The sequence below is a fragment of the Vibrio sp. RC2502 genome, assembly GCF_054850435.1.
This window is the reverse complement of sequence record NZ_CM141453.1, coordinates 1,560,518-1,574,696: the sequence shown is the minus strand read 5'-3', so window position 1 is coordinate 1,574,696 and position 14,179 is coordinate 1,560,518. Positions and strand designations below refer to the sequence as shown.

Genomic DNA, 14,179 nt, shown 5'->3' with positions numbered 1-14,179 from the left:
GAATGAGTAATAATTCTAATAATCGCCATGAAATTCTAGAACGTAATGTCGGTTTGTTGGCTATTTTTATTGTTTTTGCAATCAGTTGGGGTGCTCTTGTTGAAATCACTCCTTTGATTTTCCAAAAGCAAACCACAGAAAGTGTAGAAAACTTACGAGTCTACACTCCTCTGGAAATGGAAGGTCGTGACATCTATATCCGTGAAGGTTGTAACGTTTGTCACAGTCAAATGGTTCGTCCTTTCCGCTCTGAAACGGAACGCTACGGCCACTACTCTGTAGCAGGTGAAAGTGTGTGGGAACATCCATTCCTTTGGGGTTCTAAGCGTACAGGTCCTGATTTGGCTCGTGTCGGTGGTCGTTATTCTGATGAGTGGCACCGCGTACACCTACTTGACCCTCGCGAACTAGTACCTGAATCAAACATGCCTGGTTTCCCTTGGCTTGCTGAGAACGTATTAGATGGCAAGCTGACTCAGAAGAAACTTGAAGTGTTCCGAGATCAGTTTGGTGTTCCATACGAAGATGAAACAATCGCGAATGCGGCTAAAGAAGTAGAAGGTAAAACAGAGATGGATGCAATCATCGCTTACCTTCAGTCTCTTGGTCATGCAATGAAGTAAGGGGATCATATGGATTTCGGTACAATTCATAGTATTTATACCGTAGTGCTCTTCGCGAGTTTTATCGGCATCGTATGGTGGGCATTTAGTAAGAAGCGTAAAGCACGCTTCGAAGAAGATGCCAACTTGGTGTTTGCTGACGAAGAACAAACGACCCCAAATAACCAAGGAGTGAAGAAGTAATGACTACATTCTGGAGTCTCTGGATTATCGTGATTACTATCGGTACGCTAGTAGGCTGTGCGATCCTCCTGACTTGGTGCGCCAAAGATAAAATGGGCGTCGAGGAAGGGGAAGACATGGGCCACGAGTACGATGGTATTCGCGAGCTAAACAACCCTCTACCGAAATGGTGGACTTACCTTTTCGTAAGCACTTTTGTGTTTGCAGCAGTATATCTAGCCCTGTTCCCAGGTCTAGGTAGCTTTAAAGGCTTTTTAAACTGGCAAAGTTCGGCTCAAACCGTTCGTTCGCTTGAAGAGTCAAAAGAAGCTATTGCACAGGCACAAGAAAATAAACAACTCAACCAATACGCAAAAGAACTGGATGATGCGGATGCCTACTTCGGCGAAGCATTCCGTAAACTTGCTCATAATGCGAATGGTCTACGCCCTGTTCCTGAGATCGCGCAAGACCCAGAAGCATTAAAAGTTGGTCAACGTTTATTCTTGCAAAACTGTTCACAATGTCACGGCTCAGATGCTCGCGGTCAAAAAGGTTTCCCTAACCTAACTGATGACGCATGGCTATATGGCGGTGAGCCAGCAGCAATCGTAACAACTATCATGCATGGCCGTATTGGTCAAATGCCAGCATGGAAAGATGCGCTTGGTGAGCAAGGTGTCCAAGAAGTAGTAAGTTACACATTAAGTCTATCGGGTCGTAAAGTTAACGCTCGTGAAGCTGCAGCAGGTAAAGCTCGCTTTGTTGTGTGTGCAGCGTGTCATGGTACAGATGGTAAAGGTAACCCAGCAGTTGGTGCCCCTGACCTAACTGACCAAGACTGGCTATTTGGTGACTCGCGTGCTGCCGTAACTGAAACCGTAATGAATGGCCGCTCTGGTGTTATGCCAGCATGGAAGGACATTCTAGGTGAGGATAAGGTTCAACTTGTTGCCTCTTATGTCTGGAGTTTAAGCAACTCAGACAATAAGTAACATTTCAATAACAGCCCCTTTCACAGGGGCTGTCTTTCCTTTAAATTTAATGCCTTACATTTTTTCATTTAGCTGTTGAGAACTTTTTTATGGTAAAGCCTTGGTATAAACAATTCTGGCCGTGGTTCCTAATCATCCTTCCTCTTACGGTAGTCGTTTGGACAATCGCCACGGTAGTCGTCTTTTCAAACAACTCTGTTTCTCTTGTTGCTGAGGATTACTATAAAAAAGGCAAAGGCATAAATATCGACATCAGTAAAATGAACGTCGCTCGTGATCTTGGTCTTAATGCGAACATTTCTTCTCTAGATAACAATATCGTAATTGGCTTTACGAAAGGAGCGCTAACGCACTACCCAGCGCTTACAGCAACGTTTACTCACCGTACATTACCCGATCGTGATTTTACGAAGCTAGTTACCGCAGATGCATCTGGCAACTATCGTTTTACCACTGAAGACGCTATACAAGGCCCGTGGTTTGTTGAACTTCAACCACACGATAAGCAATGGATGATTCAAGGCAAAGTCGAATTTCCAGCAGTTTCTGTCTCATTAATGAAGTAATTTTATGTGCAAATCCTGTTACCACTGTGGTGAAGATGTACCAGCAAACACGGATTTTAAAGTAGAAATACTTGGCGAAGTTCGTGAGATGTGCTGCCCGGGGTGTGAAACTGTCGCACAAACTATCGTAGATAGCGGTCTTGTTTCTTACTACCAGTACCGAACCGCGCCCGCTGAAAAAGCGGACCTCGTTCCAGAACAACTTCAAGCCCTGATCCACTATGACAATGAAGATGTTCAATCAGAATTTGTACGTAACCATGACAATGTATCTGAAGTAACATTATCTCTCGAAGGTGTATCCTGCGCCGCTTGTGCATGGCTTATTGAAAAGCAAGTATCCAGCGCTAAAGGTTTAGTCTCCATACGGGTAAATACGACAACAAACCGAGCTTTGCTTGCGTGGGACAAAACTCAAGTTAAGTTAAGTGAACTGCTTTCAGTTATTCATAAGCTTGGTTATAAAGCCGCGCCATTTGAAGCAGACAAACAAGAAGCATCTTATCACCGAATGATGAAGCAGTACCTTTACCGATTGGGTATTGCTGGCTTAGCGACGATGCAAGTAATGATGCTTGCTGTGGCGTTGTATTTAGAAGTGTTTGGCGATTTGGAACCCGAATTTAAAAACTACTTCCGATGGGTAAGTTTGATTTTCGCTACACCAGTTCTTCTTTACTCTGCCCTACCATTTTACCTTAATGCTTGGCGAAGCATTAAAGGGCGAACTCTAGGCATGGACGTCCCAGTTTCGATCGCTTTGATTTTCGCTTATGTTGCGAGTTTAGTTGCGACAGTAACTGAGCAAGGCGAAGTATTCTTTGAATCTATCTCGATGTTTACCTTTTTTTTGTTAGTGGGTCGATTCTTAGAAATGCGCGCTCGCCGCAAAGCTGCTGCTGCTAGCGGTAACTTGCTCAAGCTTATCCCTGCCATTGCAACAACACTAGACGGCGAACAAATTCCAGTTAAAACGCTGAAGATTGGTGATCGCATTCGCGTTCTCCCTGGCGAACATATCCCTGCTGATGGCAAAGTGATTTCTGGCCGTATTCATATTGATGAATCAATGCTGACTGGTGAGTCTGTTCATGTCGTAAAAAAAGAAGGTGATGCTGTTTATGCAGGTACATTAAACGGAGATGAATCATTTGAGTTGGAAGTCACCAATTCAAAAGCAGACTCGATGATTTCAAATATTGTGCGCCTTCAAGATGAAGCACAGCATTCAAAGCCAAAAATTGCAGAAGTTGCTGACGTCGTAGCACGCTACTTTGTTGGTGTAATTCTTATCATCTCAGCTGGAACCTGGTTTTATTGGCACCAAACCAAACCAGATGATGCTTTTTGGATTATGCTTTCGGTTCTCGTCGCTACATGCCCTTGTGCATTATCCCTTGCTACACCGACCGCACTAACTTGTGCGACTTCACGAATGGGCAATTTTGGCATTCTGTTGCGAAAAGGCCATGTATTCGAAACGCTTTGCAAAGTTAATCATCTCGTCGTCGACAAGACGGGAACATTAACGAAAGGTGACATCGAGATTAGCCGTACGAGCACATTCAAAGAGCTTTCTGAAGCGGAAAGTCTGGCCCTTGCATCTGCTCTTGAAGCTCATGCAAACCACCCTATTGCGCGTTCATTTACCGGTTTCAGTAATGACGAGATTATTGTAACAGATGTTAAAAACGTGATTGGCTCAGGAATCGAAGGGATTTGGAATGGTAAGGCGGTAAAAATTGGCAGCTCCTCGTTTGTGCTAGATTCGAGCACTAAAGAAAGCAATGCCATTTACTTATCAATAAACAACGAACACGCTGCAACTTTTTATTATCACGACCCTATTCGCAAAGAAAGTCAGGCGTTTATTCAACGTTTTGCTGAAGCTGGCATCAAAACAACCTTACTTACTGGTGACTCTATTCAAAACGCACAGCCTGTTGCTGACGAAATTGGTATCGAGCATGTGATCGCATCTGCAAAACCAGAAGACAAACTCGCGTATCTTAAGAGCCTTGATAGCAGTGATATCACCATGATGGTTGGTGATGGCATAAACGACGCGCCTACTCTAGCCGGAGCCCATTTATCCGTGGCTATGGGCGGTGGTACTGACGTTGCAAAGGCATCAGCAGATATGACGCTTCTTGGAGATAACTTAGAAAAGCTATTGGAAGCTCGCCTATTGGCTCTTCGTACAAGAAAGATTATCCGTGAAAACTTAGCTTGGTCATTAGGCTACAACTTGTTAATTTTGCCGTTAGCGGTTGCAGGATTAGTTGCGCCTTATATCGCAGTTGTTGGGATGTCAGCAAGTTCAATCATTGTTGTATCTAACTCACTGCGACTTCTAAAAGAGAAGTAAACAAGAGAACACTTATGGAAAGCCTTTATATTTTAATTCCAATCGCGATTGTTCTTGTTTGCGTTGCTGTCGCTATTTTTCTTTGGGCGGTTCGAAGCGACCAGTTTGAAGATCTTGAGCGACAAGGACACAACATTTTATTAGATGAAGAAGAACAATCAGACAATAAGAAACCGTAGTATGTTTTATGAATCCTGATTTTTTAGGTGCTTTGCTTATCGGCCTTGTCGGGGCCGGCCATTGTATGGGGATGTGTGGTGGTATCGCATCCCTACTTTCCTTAGGTAGTTCAAGCTCAAAATCCTCCCCAACCATACCTTTATTCTACAACCTTGGACGACTCAGCAGTTACGCCTTAATAGGCGCACTTGTCGGAGGTGCAATATCAGGGTTATCGGAACTCAGCGGCTTAGCTCAATCTCTTGCGTGGCTGCGTTTTGTTGCCGCAATCTTCATGATTTTGGTTGCGTTATATATTGCGAAATGGTGGCAAGGTTTACTCATCGTAGAAAAGATGGGCCAGCACCTTTGGAAGTTTATCTCTCCAGCTGGAAAAAGCCTTTTACCACTTAAAAAGCCATTACACGCACTGCCCTTTGGTTTTGTCTGGGGGTGGTTACCATGCGGGTTAGTTTATTCGGCATTAACATGGTCGGCGGTGTCCGGTAGCGCAGTAAATGGCGGCCTAATCATGCTAGCTTTTGGTTTGGGAACGCTGCCATCCATGCTCGCTGTTGGTTACGGAGCTAGCCATTTTCAGAAACTGCAAAAATCATTAATATTTAGAAACATCTCAGCATTAATCTTAATTGTCTATGGCGCGTATACTGCCGCGGGTGCCATGCAGATGCTTGGTTTCATATAACGCAAAACTCTATACCACCGATATTTTTGCTATCCTTTAGGATTAAGCGGTGCTAAAATATTGATGTATATCAAATAGTGAAAGGTTGTTATGATTTCTGAAAAACCTGCAACAAAGCGTATCCAATCAGGCGGTTGCGCGATTCATTGCCAAGATTGTAGCATTAGCCAACTGTGTATCCCATTCACTCTGAATGAATCTGAACTTGACCAGTTGGACCAAATCATCGAGCGTAAAAAGCCTATCCAAAAAGGACAAGAGCTATTTAAAGCAGGTGATGAGCTTAAATCTTTGTACGCTATCCGTTCTGGTACGATTAAGAGCTACACAATCACAGAACAAGGTGATGAGCAAATCACAGCATTTCACTTAGCTGGTGACTTAGTTGGTTTTGACGCTATTACTGGTGACTGCCACCCTAGTTTCGCTCAAGCTCTTGAAACATCAATGGTTTGTGAAATCCCTTACGAGATCCTTGACGACCTATCAGGCAAAATGCCTAAACTTCGTCAGCAAATCATGCGTTTAATGAGTAACGAAATTAAAGGCGACCAGGAAATGATTCTTCTGCTTTCTAAGAAGAATGCTGAGGAGCGTCTAGCTGCTTTCTTGTACAACCTGTCAACTCGCTTCTCTCAACGTGGCTTCAGCCCAAGAGAATTTCGTTTGACCATGACTCGTGGCGATATTGGTAACTACTTAGGCCTAACGGTTGAAACCATCAGCCGCCTATTAGGTCGTTTCCAAAAATCTGAAATTCTGAGTGTTAAAGGTAAGTACATCACCATCTTAGATCATGATGCGCTAATGGAACTTGCCGGTGTAACAAAAGAGTAATCTCGCTTACTTATTGATGTAGCTCGAAAATGAGCTACATCATGTTTCTCATAAAATCCCTTCGAAAGTCCTCAAAAAGTTCCCCAAACTAAGCTACAGTAAAAATATACGAAGAGTCTCCAATTTACTGATTTAACTTGTTTTCAGTATTTGGTTTCGCAACATAAGTGGGCTTAGTTATGAGTATATACAGTAAGATTCTTGTTGTTGCTGACATCAATAATGATGAACAGCCTGCACTCGCTAGAGCGGTTCAATTAGCTCAAAAGAGTGTATCCAGAAGCCGAATCACCTTCTTCTTATCCATCTACGATTTTTCCTATGACATGACCTCAATGCTGTCAGTCGATGAAAGAGATGCGATGCGTCGCGGCGTTATCCATCAACGTGAGCAGTGGATGCGTAAGATTGCTCAACCGTACTTAAACGATAGCTTCGATTTTGATGTTTGCGTTGTGTGGCACAACCGTCCTTACGAAGCAATCATTGCTGAAGTATATGCTGGTGGGCACGATCTTCTAATCAAAGGGACACGTAAACACGATGTTTTAGAGTCTGTGATTTTCACGCCAACAGACTGGCATTTATTACGTAAATGCCCTATCCCTGTACTTTTGATCAAGAACTCGGATTGGCCGGAGCAAGCTAATATTCTCGCTTCTGTACACGTGGGGTCAGAAAACCCAACTCACATTGATTTGAACGACGCGATGGTTGAACGCCTCAAAGAGATGTCAAACCGTCTCGATGCTGAACCGTATCTCGTCAACGCTTATCCTGTTACACCGGCTAACATTACGATTGAGTTGCCTGAATTTGACCCAACGACCTACACGGATGCGGTTCGTGGCCACCATCTCACCGCAATGAAAGCATTGAGACAAAAACATGGCATCGACGAAGAACAAACCATCGTAGAACAAGGTTTACCAGAAGACGTCATTCCTGCAGCAGCGGAGCGATTAAATGCAGCAATGGTGATTTTGGGTACGACTGGTCGTACGGGTCTTTCAGCGGTCTTTATCGGCAACACAGCAGAGCATGTGATCGATAAGATTAACTGTGATGTACTGGCATTAAAACCAAAAGGTTATATCAGCCCTCTCGATCCAAATACCGCAACGTAGAGCAAATAATCAAATATAAAAACGCCCCTCTTTTGGGCCGTTTTATTTTCGGTTTCAGCAAGTACAAAATAGGAGGCATTGTTGCCTCCTATTTACTAGATGTTCGTTACATCGATGAATAGAGATTCATCGATGTTAGTTGAAGAAACGACTGCTTCACTAAACTCATACTCTTCGCGGCTACCGTCACGATCTAGCGGCAAGTTTACAAAATCAAACAACTCACGGTCTGCCAATTGGCTTGGGCTTACGTTTTGGATTGATTTGAAAATCGCTTCTACGCGTCCTGGCGTCTTCTTATCCCAATCAATCAGCATTGCTTTGATTGCTTGGCGCTGCAAGTTCTCTTGAGAACCACATAGGTTACAAGGAATAATTGGGAAATCTTTGTGCTCTGCGTATTTGATCAGGTCTTTTTCGCGGCAGTAAGTCAGCGGACGAATAACCACGTTACGACCATCATCAGAGCGTAGCTTTGGTGGCATTGCCTTCAAACGAGAACCATGGAACATGTTCAAGAACATCGTTTCTACGATGTCATCCATATGATGACCAAGTGCAAGTTTTGTTGCGCCGATTTTCTCAGCAAATGAATAAAGCGTACCACGACGTAGACGAGAACATAGACCACACGTTGTCTTACCTTCTGGCACTTTTTCTTTAACTACTGAGTATGTGTCTTTATCTACGATGTAGTAAGGAATATTCAGCGTCTCAAAATACTCAGGCAAAATATGCTCTGGGAAACCAGGTTGTTTTTGGTCTAGGTTAACAGCAACCACTTCAAATTTGATTGGTGCCGCTTTTTGTAGATTCAACAGGATATCGAGCATCGCAAATGAGTCTTTACCACCGCTTATACATGCCATGACAACATCGCCTTCTTCGATCATGTTGTAATCTGTAATGGCATTTCCAACATTTCTTCTCAAACGTTTTTGAAGCTTGTTGAATTCAAGGGTTTCTTTTCTTGTATCTTTCTGGTTCATTGCGGGCTCTCACATCGCCGATAAAATCGACAGTAGGACTTCCTAACATGGGTTTCTTTGGGGCGTGGATTATACGGGCTTTTGCAGCAGGATTAAATGTTTGTATTGAAGGATAAGAAAATAAGTACGCTGATTTATCATCATGGAATAGAAAAAGAACCGCGAATGCGGCTCTTTCGTGGAGATAGTGCTATTTCTTTGCTTGGGGCAAATAAGGAAGTACTCTCATCGTTGGTTCCGGTAACGTTATTGTTCCACCTTCGCCAATTTCACTCAAAGCAACCTGCACTTTACCGTTAACAATCGCCTTCTCTTGTCCATTTGAAAAAACGATCTTACCGTTCAGTTCGTTGGCAAACTCCATTGTGACGCCCTGTACTTCAGGTGTGAACCATCCAGCAAACATCCCCCCTAAATCCTCTAACATGCTTTGCATTTGAGGCATTAATGGCTTCAGTTGCTCGTAAGGAACGCTACCCTGTAACGGTTCTTTCGTCATAACAACTAAAGAATAATCACATCGGCTATCTTTAGGGGTATGTACGAATACCAAAGGATTTGCGGATTTTAGATTTTTGTCGATCGGTAATGGTAGTTCTTTCGATGCTGGAATCACAAACTCTTCGTAGTGTTCTTCCTTTTCCATCCACGCTTTTTCGATCGCACACAGCTGCTTAGTTCTGGCATCGACGAAGAACACACCGACTTTAACGTCATCATGCCCTTCTTTAGTGTTATTTTTTAACTGAGTATACAGTTTGGAATACGTAAACATATACTCTTGAGCATGCGTTATCGGTGACGAGAGCAAGAGTGCTGCACTTCCTAAAATTAAGCTTAACTTTTTCATTCGATTATTATTTTATTGAGTCCAGTAGGCGTTATTGTGACGAATCATCGAGCGTAAGTCATTAACGTATGCAATGCCCCTCTCTGAGTAAGACAACAGTCCATGAGTGAGTTCTGATGCTGTCGCCACGGATAACAAGTTTTTGTGCTTATCTGCCAACATAGCTCGAATATCACGTAAGTCAGCGTAAGCTGGATTGCGATTCACATTCATAAAGTAGCCATGAATTGACTGCTGAACTGAATCGAATTTTTGAACTTCGTGAGTTTTTCCTGCAGCACGCTGAGCAGGCACAATTCCGCAACCCTGTTTATAACACCATTGGCCGAACAAGTTGTTTGCTTGAGTAGCAAAACGAGAAGTACCCCACGCGGATTCATTGGCAGCTTGAGTTAGCACTAATGCTTCTGGTAAAACATTGACTCGCTTTAACATTTCAGTCAGCCAAGCTTCATCAACATGACCATCATGAAGAGGAAACCCATATAACTGCGCTAATCTTTCTGCGTAAGCTTCTTCGTCCGGCGACACTTCTCCAATCTCAAGAGAGCTTAGAAAAGCACGTTCTTTTTCAATCCTGTGATTTTCTAGTGCGATTTTAGGCCGTAAGAAATCGAAAAATGCCGCCTTTTTTTCTTTGGCGTCTTTGATAGAGTTAAAGTCTGGAATGTCCCCAATGTAGGGCAAGTGCGACAAATCAGGATGTTTCACCGGACCTTGAACAACATTAGGATCATTCGCGCTTTTGAACTGGCGGTCGTAATGCAAATATGGACCTACCGAAATAAAAGTGGCGGCTATACAGGCAGCCGCCACTCGTAAAGTCATTAATTTTAAAGATTTAGGCATTAAACACCTGAGATTTACCATCGTGATCGTTATCATTTTTTTGTGTTGCTACGATCTTAAGTTTGATGCCAAACATTTCTCGATAAAGGATGCCCTTCAAATGGAAGAAGAATGGCAAGACAAAAATAAAGCCAATACCGTAGAACATAGCCGCAACAATAAACATCAACATAACGCCCATGTAAAGCCCAGCCACAACAAAAATCTTCTTATTGATCGCACGTAGTGATAATAATAACGATTGCATAGGTGGCACTCTTTTCTCGCAAATCAGTAAGATAGAGTGACTAAACGCCATTGCTAAATATAATGAAAGCGGTGGAAGGATCATTCCCGCGACACCTTGCAACGTTAAACTGAACAGCGTTGCAATAATAACAGGAACGGTAAATTGCAGACCTTTACCGACATGACGAACTTTGGTTTTTAGCCCTGCTACGTGACTCATTGCCATCAAACTGATCCCAGCATAAATGGGGGCGCTGATCACTTCATAACTAAAGTTAGCGATATAAATAGCAGAAACGATATTAGCGGTGAATGCTTCCGGATTTTCTATCGCATCGAGAATGACACTTGGGTCGCCCAATTGAAGTTGAAGTGCAATGTAGAAAATCCCCAACTGGACAAAAAGCAAAAGAATAATCGCTGGCGAGAACGATAAAAAGTGTTGAATGGTTGCGCGCCAAGCTTCACTAAATACAGCACTCGCTTTTAGTTCGTAGTCGCCAGACAAAGCTCGCTCTACACTCCCCCCAAGATTGAAATCTTTTTCAAAATCGTTATTCATATATTATCCAAGATTAACTTGTGAATTTTTTACTGGTATACCAGTCAATTAAAGTGGCCAACATTATAAAGAAATCTTTCCATGTCTAAAATCAGAACTGACGTTCTATCCTTGCAATATCTACTATTTGGTTGATAATTAACCACTCACAAAACTATGAAATTGAAAGCAATTGTTGCTAATGACAAAGCCCTACCGAACTGTGTTTAAAAGGCAAATAACCTCTTAAAAACAGTATGGTAAGGAATGATTACTTTTGCCTGCAAAATTTTTTCTGTTTCAAGATAAGAAAATGCTTTAATTTCACAATTTTGGTGATTATGATGCGCGCCTCAAAAGTGAATGACTTATGTCACACTAATTGGCGTAAACCCAATTTTAACGTGGGAGAAATACAGACGTTGAACGCTAAACAGCAAGCAGGAAAGCCAGTTATTCGTTTATCTGGTATCAGCAAAAGTTTCGATGGAAAGGAAATCATCGGTAATTTAAATCTTGATGTTAATCATGGTGAGTTTCTGACGATTCTTGGTCCATCTGGTTGTGGTAAAACGACGGTTTTACGCATGATCGCTGGTTTTGAAACGGCAGATAACGGTCAAATCGTATTAGATGACCAAGATGTAACGCAAGTTCCTGCAGAGCATAGGCACGTCAACACGGTATTTCAGAGTTACGCATTATTCCCTCACATGACCGTATTCGATAATGTGGCATTTGGCCTACGCATGCAAAAAACGCCTGCGGCAGAAATCGAACCACGCGTAATGGAAGCGCTACGTATGGTTCGCCTAGAAAAAATGGCGCAGCGTAAGCCGCACCAACTTTCTGGTGGTCAGCAACAACGTATCGCGATCGCGCGTGCGGTTGTAAATAAGCCAAAAGTACTGCTACTTGATGAATCGCTTTCTGCTCTTGATTACAAACTTCGTAAACAAATGCAGATTGAGTTGAAACAACTTCAGCGTCAACTTGGTATTACCTTTATCTTTGTTACTCACGATCAGGAAGAAGCTCTATCGATGTCTGACCGCATTATCGTTATGCGCGATGGTGTTATCGAACAAGATGGCTCACCACGTGAAATTTACGAAGAACCTAAAAACTTGTTTGTTGCTCGCTTTATCGGCGAGATTAATGTCTTCAACGCAACAATGCTTGAACGCATTGATGAAAAACGCATCCGTGCGGAAATCGAAGGTGTTGAGTCTGTCGTTTACTACGACAAAGAAGCACAAGCAGGTGACAAACTACAAGTGCTGCTTCGCCCTGAAGACTTACGTATCGAAGAGATCAAAGAGTCTGAAGAAAAAGGCATTGTTGGTCACGTCACTGAACGTACCTATAAGGGTATGACGCTAGACTCTGTTGTCCAACTGGACTCAGGCATGCGCGTGATGGTTAGCGAGTTCTTTAACGAAGATGATCCAGATGTGGACCACTCTCTCGGCCAAAAAGTCGCTATCACTTGGGTTGAGAGCTGGGAGGTAGTACTCAATGATAAGCAAGAAGATTAATCTTCAGAACGCAATCATTACCCTAATTGTTGGTTGGCTAACACTTTTCGTGTTGGTTCCAAACCTAATGATTATCGGTACAAGTTTTTTAACGCGTGATGAAGCGAACTTAATTGAACTGACTTTTACTTTCGACAACTACCTTCGTTTACTAGATCCATTGTACGCAAAAGTGCTGATGCACTCTTTCTACATGGCAATCATTGCGACGTTGTTGTGTTTAATCATCGGCTACCCATTTGCTTACATCGTGGCAAAAATGCCTGAGAAATGGCGCCCGTTTATGCTGTTTCTTGTGATTGTACCGTTTTGGACAAACTCACTTATCCGTACTTACGGTTTGAAGATTGTTCTTGGCACACAGGGCATCTTGAACAAGTCATTAATGGCAATGGATATTATCGATAAGCCATTGCGTCTTATGTATACAGAAACAGCGGTAATGATTGGTCTTGTCTACATTTTGCTGCCGTTTATGATTCTGCCTCTGTATTCGGCAATTGAGAAGCTAGACAACACCTACATTGAGGCTGCAAAAGACTTAGGCGCAAGCAAACTGCAAACCATCACAAAAGTGATCTTGCCGTTAACGATGCCTGGCATTATTGGTGGATGTTTGTTGGTACTTCTTCCTGCGTTAGGTATGTTCTACATCTCCGACCTTCTGGGCGGAGCGAAGAACCTATTAATTGGTAACGTAATTAAGAGCCAAGTATTAAACGCTCGTGATTGGCCATTCGGTGCGGCAACCAGTATCGCACTTACTATTGCAATGGCAATCATGCTGTACGCCTACTACAGAGCAGGCAAACTATTGAATAAGAAGGTGGAGCTAGACTAATGGGACGTACAGTTAGATTTAGCTTTATGGCGCTGGTATATGCATTTTTGTATCTACCAATCATCGTATTGATCGTAAACTCATTTAATGCCAACAAATTTGGTATGAAATGGGGCGGGTTTACAACCAAATGGTACGAAACCCTAGTTAACAATGACAGCCTTATGCAAGCAGCGTGGCATTCACTTAATGTCGCGGTGTTTTCTGCAACAGCTGCTACTATTATTGGTAGTTTGACGGCCGTTGCCCTATTCCGTTACTCCTTTAAAGGTAAAGGTGCGGTAAACGGCATGCTGTTTGTTGTAATGATGTCACCAGACATCGTGATGGCAATTTCATTGTTGGCGCTGTTTTTAGTTTTAGGCGCGCAGCTTGGTTTCTTTACTCTATTGATTGCGCACATCACATTCTGTTTACCGTTTGTCGTGGTAACCGTTTACAGCCGCTTGAACGGCTTTGATGTGAAAATGTTGGAAGCAGCAAAAGACCTTGGTGCAAGTGAATGGGTTATCTTAAAACAGATCATCCTTCCTCTTGCGAAGCCAGCGGTTGCTGCAGGTTGGTTACTAAGCTTTACTCTGTCTTTAGACGACGTAATTATCAGCTCGTTTGTAACAGGCCCAACATACGAAATCCTACCATTGAAAATTTACTCGATGGTTAAGGTGGGTATTTCACCGGAAGTGAATGCCCTAGCAACGGTCATGTTGATTGTATCTTTGGTTCTTGTAGTAATTTCTCAGTTGCTAGCAAGAGAAAAAGTAAAGTAAAATCCGCATCCGTTAACATCACGAAACAGA

The 14,179-nt window shown here is 42.8% G+C and carries 16 protein-coding genes; 12 read left to right on the top strand and 4 right to left on the bottom strand.

Annotated elements, in window-relative coordinates; genetic code table 11:
• Window positions 1-2 precede the first annotated feature (2 nt).
• The 9 genes from ccoO (at window position 3) to uspE (ending at window position 7,543) form a co-directional block, all read left to right on the top strand.
• Complete coding sequence (gene ccoO / locus ACYJZR_RS07490) at window positions 3-623, top strand: cytochrome-c oxidase, cbb3-type subunit II (RefSeq protein WP_005457377.1); 621 nt, start codon at window positions 3-5, stop codon at window positions 621-623.
• A gap of 9 nt (window positions 624-632) precedes the next feature.
• Complete coding sequence (locus tag ACYJZR_RS07485) at window positions 633-806, top strand: cbb3-type cytochrome oxidase subunit 3 (RefSeq protein WP_005396487.1); 174 nt, start codon at window positions 633-635, stop codon at window positions 804-806.
• Entirely contained in the window at window positions 806-1,780 is a 975-nt protein-coding gene (gene ccoP / locus ACYJZR_RS07480) for a cytochrome-c oxidase, cbb3-type subunit III (protein ID WP_005477628.1), read from the top strand. Before ACYJZR_RS07485 ends, ccoP begins: the two co-directional genes overlap by 1 nt.
• 89 nt (window positions 1,781-1,869) lie before the next feature.
• Window positions 1,870-2,346: a FixH family protein gene (locus tag ACYJZR_RS07475; protein ID WP_005457371.1), complete on the top strand. Its 477-nt coding sequence runs from the start codon at window positions 1,870-1,872 to the stop codon at window positions 2,344-2,346.
• Between the two features lie 4 nt (window positions 2,347-2,350).
• Window positions 2,351-4,714: a heavy metal translocating P-type ATPase gene (locus ACYJZR_RS07470; RefSeq protein ID WP_406966346.1), complete on the top strand. Its 2,364-nt coding sequence runs from the start codon at window positions 2,351-2,353 to the stop codon at window positions 4,712-4,714.
• Window positions 4,715-4,728: 14 nt separating this feature from the next.
• Window positions 4,729-4,893 carry a cbb3-type cytochrome oxidase assembly protein CcoS gene (gene ccoS / locus ACYJZR_RS07465; RefSeq protein ID WP_005457379.1) on the top strand — a complete coding sequence of 55 codons (165 nt, stop codon included), beginning with the start codon at window positions 4,729-4,731 and terminating at the stop codon, window positions 4,891-4,893.
• 8 nt (window positions 4,894-4,901) lie between these two features.
• A complete protein-coding gene (locus ACYJZR_RS07460; protein ID WP_406966345.1) occupies window positions 4,902-5,579 on the top strand; it encodes a sulfite exporter TauE/SafE family protein in 678 nt (225 codons plus the stop codon).
• 90 nt (window positions 5,580-5,669) lie between these two features.
• A complete protein-coding gene (locus ACYJZR_RS07455) occupies window positions 5,670-6,416 on the top strand; it encodes an FNR family transcription factor (RefSeq protein ID WP_005477663.1) in 747 nt (248 codons plus the stop codon).
• A 179-nt stretch (window positions 6,417-6,595) separates the two neighbouring features.
• Window positions 6,596-7,543 carry a universal stress protein UspE gene (gene uspE, locus ACYJZR_RS07450; protein ID WP_005495023.1) on the top strand — a complete coding sequence of 316 codons (948 nt, stop codon included), beginning with the start codon at window positions 6,596-6,598 and terminating at the stop codon, window positions 7,541-7,543.
• A gap of 95 nt (window positions 7,544-7,638) precedes the next feature.
• Here uspE and ttcA read toward each other — a convergent pair whose 3' ends face one another.
• From ttcA to ACYJZR_RS07430, 4 genes are all read right to left on the bottom strand, one after another.
• Window positions 7,639-8,532: a tRNA 2-thiocytidine(32) synthetase TtcA gene (gene ttcA, locus ACYJZR_RS07445; protein WP_005477636.1), complete on the bottom strand. Its 894-nt coding sequence runs from the start codon at window positions 8,530-8,532 to the stop codon at window positions 7,639-7,641.
• A 190-nt stretch (window positions 8,533-8,722) separates the two neighbouring features.
• Window positions 8,723-9,382 (bottom strand): DUF2987 domain-containing protein, encoded by a 660-nt coding sequence (locus tag ACYJZR_RS07440; RefSeq protein WP_406966344.1) that lies wholly within the window; start codon window positions 9,380-9,382, stop codon window positions 8,723-8,725.
• A gap of 12 nt (window positions 9,383-9,394) precedes the next feature.
• Window positions 9,395-10,231 (bottom strand): glucosaminidase domain-containing protein, encoded by an 837-nt coding sequence (locus ACYJZR_RS07435; RefSeq protein ID WP_005495027.1) that lies wholly within the window; start codon window positions 10,229-10,231, stop codon window positions 9,395-9,397.
• Window positions 10,224-11,021 (bottom strand): hypothetical protein, encoded by a 798-nt coding sequence (locus ACYJZR_RS07430; RefSeq protein WP_005457395.1) that lies wholly within the window; start codon window positions 11,019-11,021, stop codon window positions 10,224-10,226. Before ACYJZR_RS07430 ends, ACYJZR_RS07435 begins: the two co-directional genes overlap by 8 nt.
• A gap of 323 nt (window positions 11,022-11,344) precedes the next feature.
• Here ACYJZR_RS07430 and potA point away from each other — a divergent pair, with 323 nt between their 5' ends.
• The 3 genes from potA to potC are packed head-to-tail and all read left to right on the top strand — an operon-like array spanning window position 11,345 to window position 14,149.
• A complete protein-coding gene (gene potA / locus ACYJZR_RS07425; protein ID WP_005477641.1) occupies window positions 11,345-12,538 on the top strand; it encodes a spermidine/putrescine ABC transporter ATP-binding protein PotA in 1,194 nt (397 codons plus the stop codon).
• Window positions 12,519-13,379, top strand: a complete 861-nt coding sequence (potB, locus tag ACYJZR_RS07420; RefSeq protein WP_005457403.1) for a spermidine/putrescine ABC transporter permease PotB — start codon at window positions 12,519-12,521, stop codon at window positions 13,377-13,379. The genes potA and potB overlap by 20 nt, the downstream gene beginning before the upstream one ends.
• A complete protein-coding gene (gene potC / locus ACYJZR_RS07415) occupies window positions 13,379-14,149 on the top strand; it encodes a spermidine/putrescine ABC transporter permease PotC (RefSeq protein WP_005389180.1) in 771 nt (256 codons plus the stop codon). The genes potB and potC overlap by 1 nt, the downstream gene beginning before the upstream one ends.
• Window positions 14,150-14,179 lie beyond the last annotated feature (30 nt).

Bases quoted from the DNA above. Each gene is read 5' to 3' on its own strand.
- ccoO (WP_005457377.1), top strand. From the start codon at position 3: ATGAGTAATAATTCTAATAATCGCCATGAAATTCTAGAACGTAATGTC.
- ACYJZR_RS07485 (WP_005396487.1), top strand. From the start codon at position 633: ATGGATTTCGGTACAATTCATAGTATTTATACCGTAGTGCTCTTCGCG.
- ccoP (WP_005477628.1), top strand. From the start codon at position 806: ATGACTACATTCTGGAGTCTCTGGATTATCGTGATTACTATCGGTACG.
- ACYJZR_RS07475 (WP_005457371.1), top strand. From the start codon at position 1,870: ATGGTAAAGCCTTGGTATAAACAATTCTGGCCGTGGTTCCTAATCATC.
- ACYJZR_RS07470 (WP_406966346.1), top strand. From the start codon at position 2,351: ATGTGCAAATCCTGTTACCACTGTGGTGAAGATGTACCAGCAAACACG.
- ccoS (WP_005457379.1), top strand. From the start codon at position 4,729: ATGGAAAGCCTTTATATTTTAATTCCAATCGCGATTGTTCTTGTTTGC.
- ACYJZR_RS07460 (WP_406966345.1), top strand. From the start codon at position 4,902: ATGAATCCTGATTTTTTAGGTGCTTTGCTTATCGGCCTTGTCGGGGCC.
- ACYJZR_RS07455 (WP_005477663.1), top strand. From the start codon at position 5,670: ATGATTTCTGAAAAACCTGCAACAAAGCGTATCCAATCAGGCGGTTGC.
- uspE (WP_005495023.1), top strand. From the start codon at position 6,596: ATGAGTATATACAGTAAGATTCTTGTTGTTGCTGACATCAATAATGAT.
- ttcA (WP_005477636.1), bottom strand. From the start codon at position 8,532: ATGAACCAGAAAGATACAAGAAAAGAAACCCTTGAATTCAACAAGCTT.
- ACYJZR_RS07440 (WP_406966344.1), bottom strand. From the start codon at position 9,382: ATGAAAAAGTTAAGCTTAATTTTAGGAAGTGCAGCACTCTTGCTCTCG.
- ACYJZR_RS07435 (WP_005495027.1), bottom strand. From the start codon at position 10,231: ATGCCTAAATCTTTAAAATTAATGACTTTACGAGTGGCGGCTGCCTGT.
- ACYJZR_RS07430 (WP_005457395.1), bottom strand. From the start codon at position 11,021: ATGAATAACGATTTTGAAAAAGATTTCAATCTTGGGGGGAGTGTAGAG.
- potA (WP_005477641.1), top strand. From the start codon at position 11,345: ATGCGCGCCTCAAAAGTGAATGACTTATGTCACACTAATTGGCGTAAA.
- potB (WP_005457403.1), top strand. From the start codon at position 12,519: ATGATAAGCAAGAAGATTAATCTTCAGAACGCAATCATTACCCTAATT.
- potC (WP_005389180.1), top strand. From the start codon at position 13,379: ATGGGACGTACAGTTAGATTTAGCTTTATGGCGCTGGTATATGCATTT.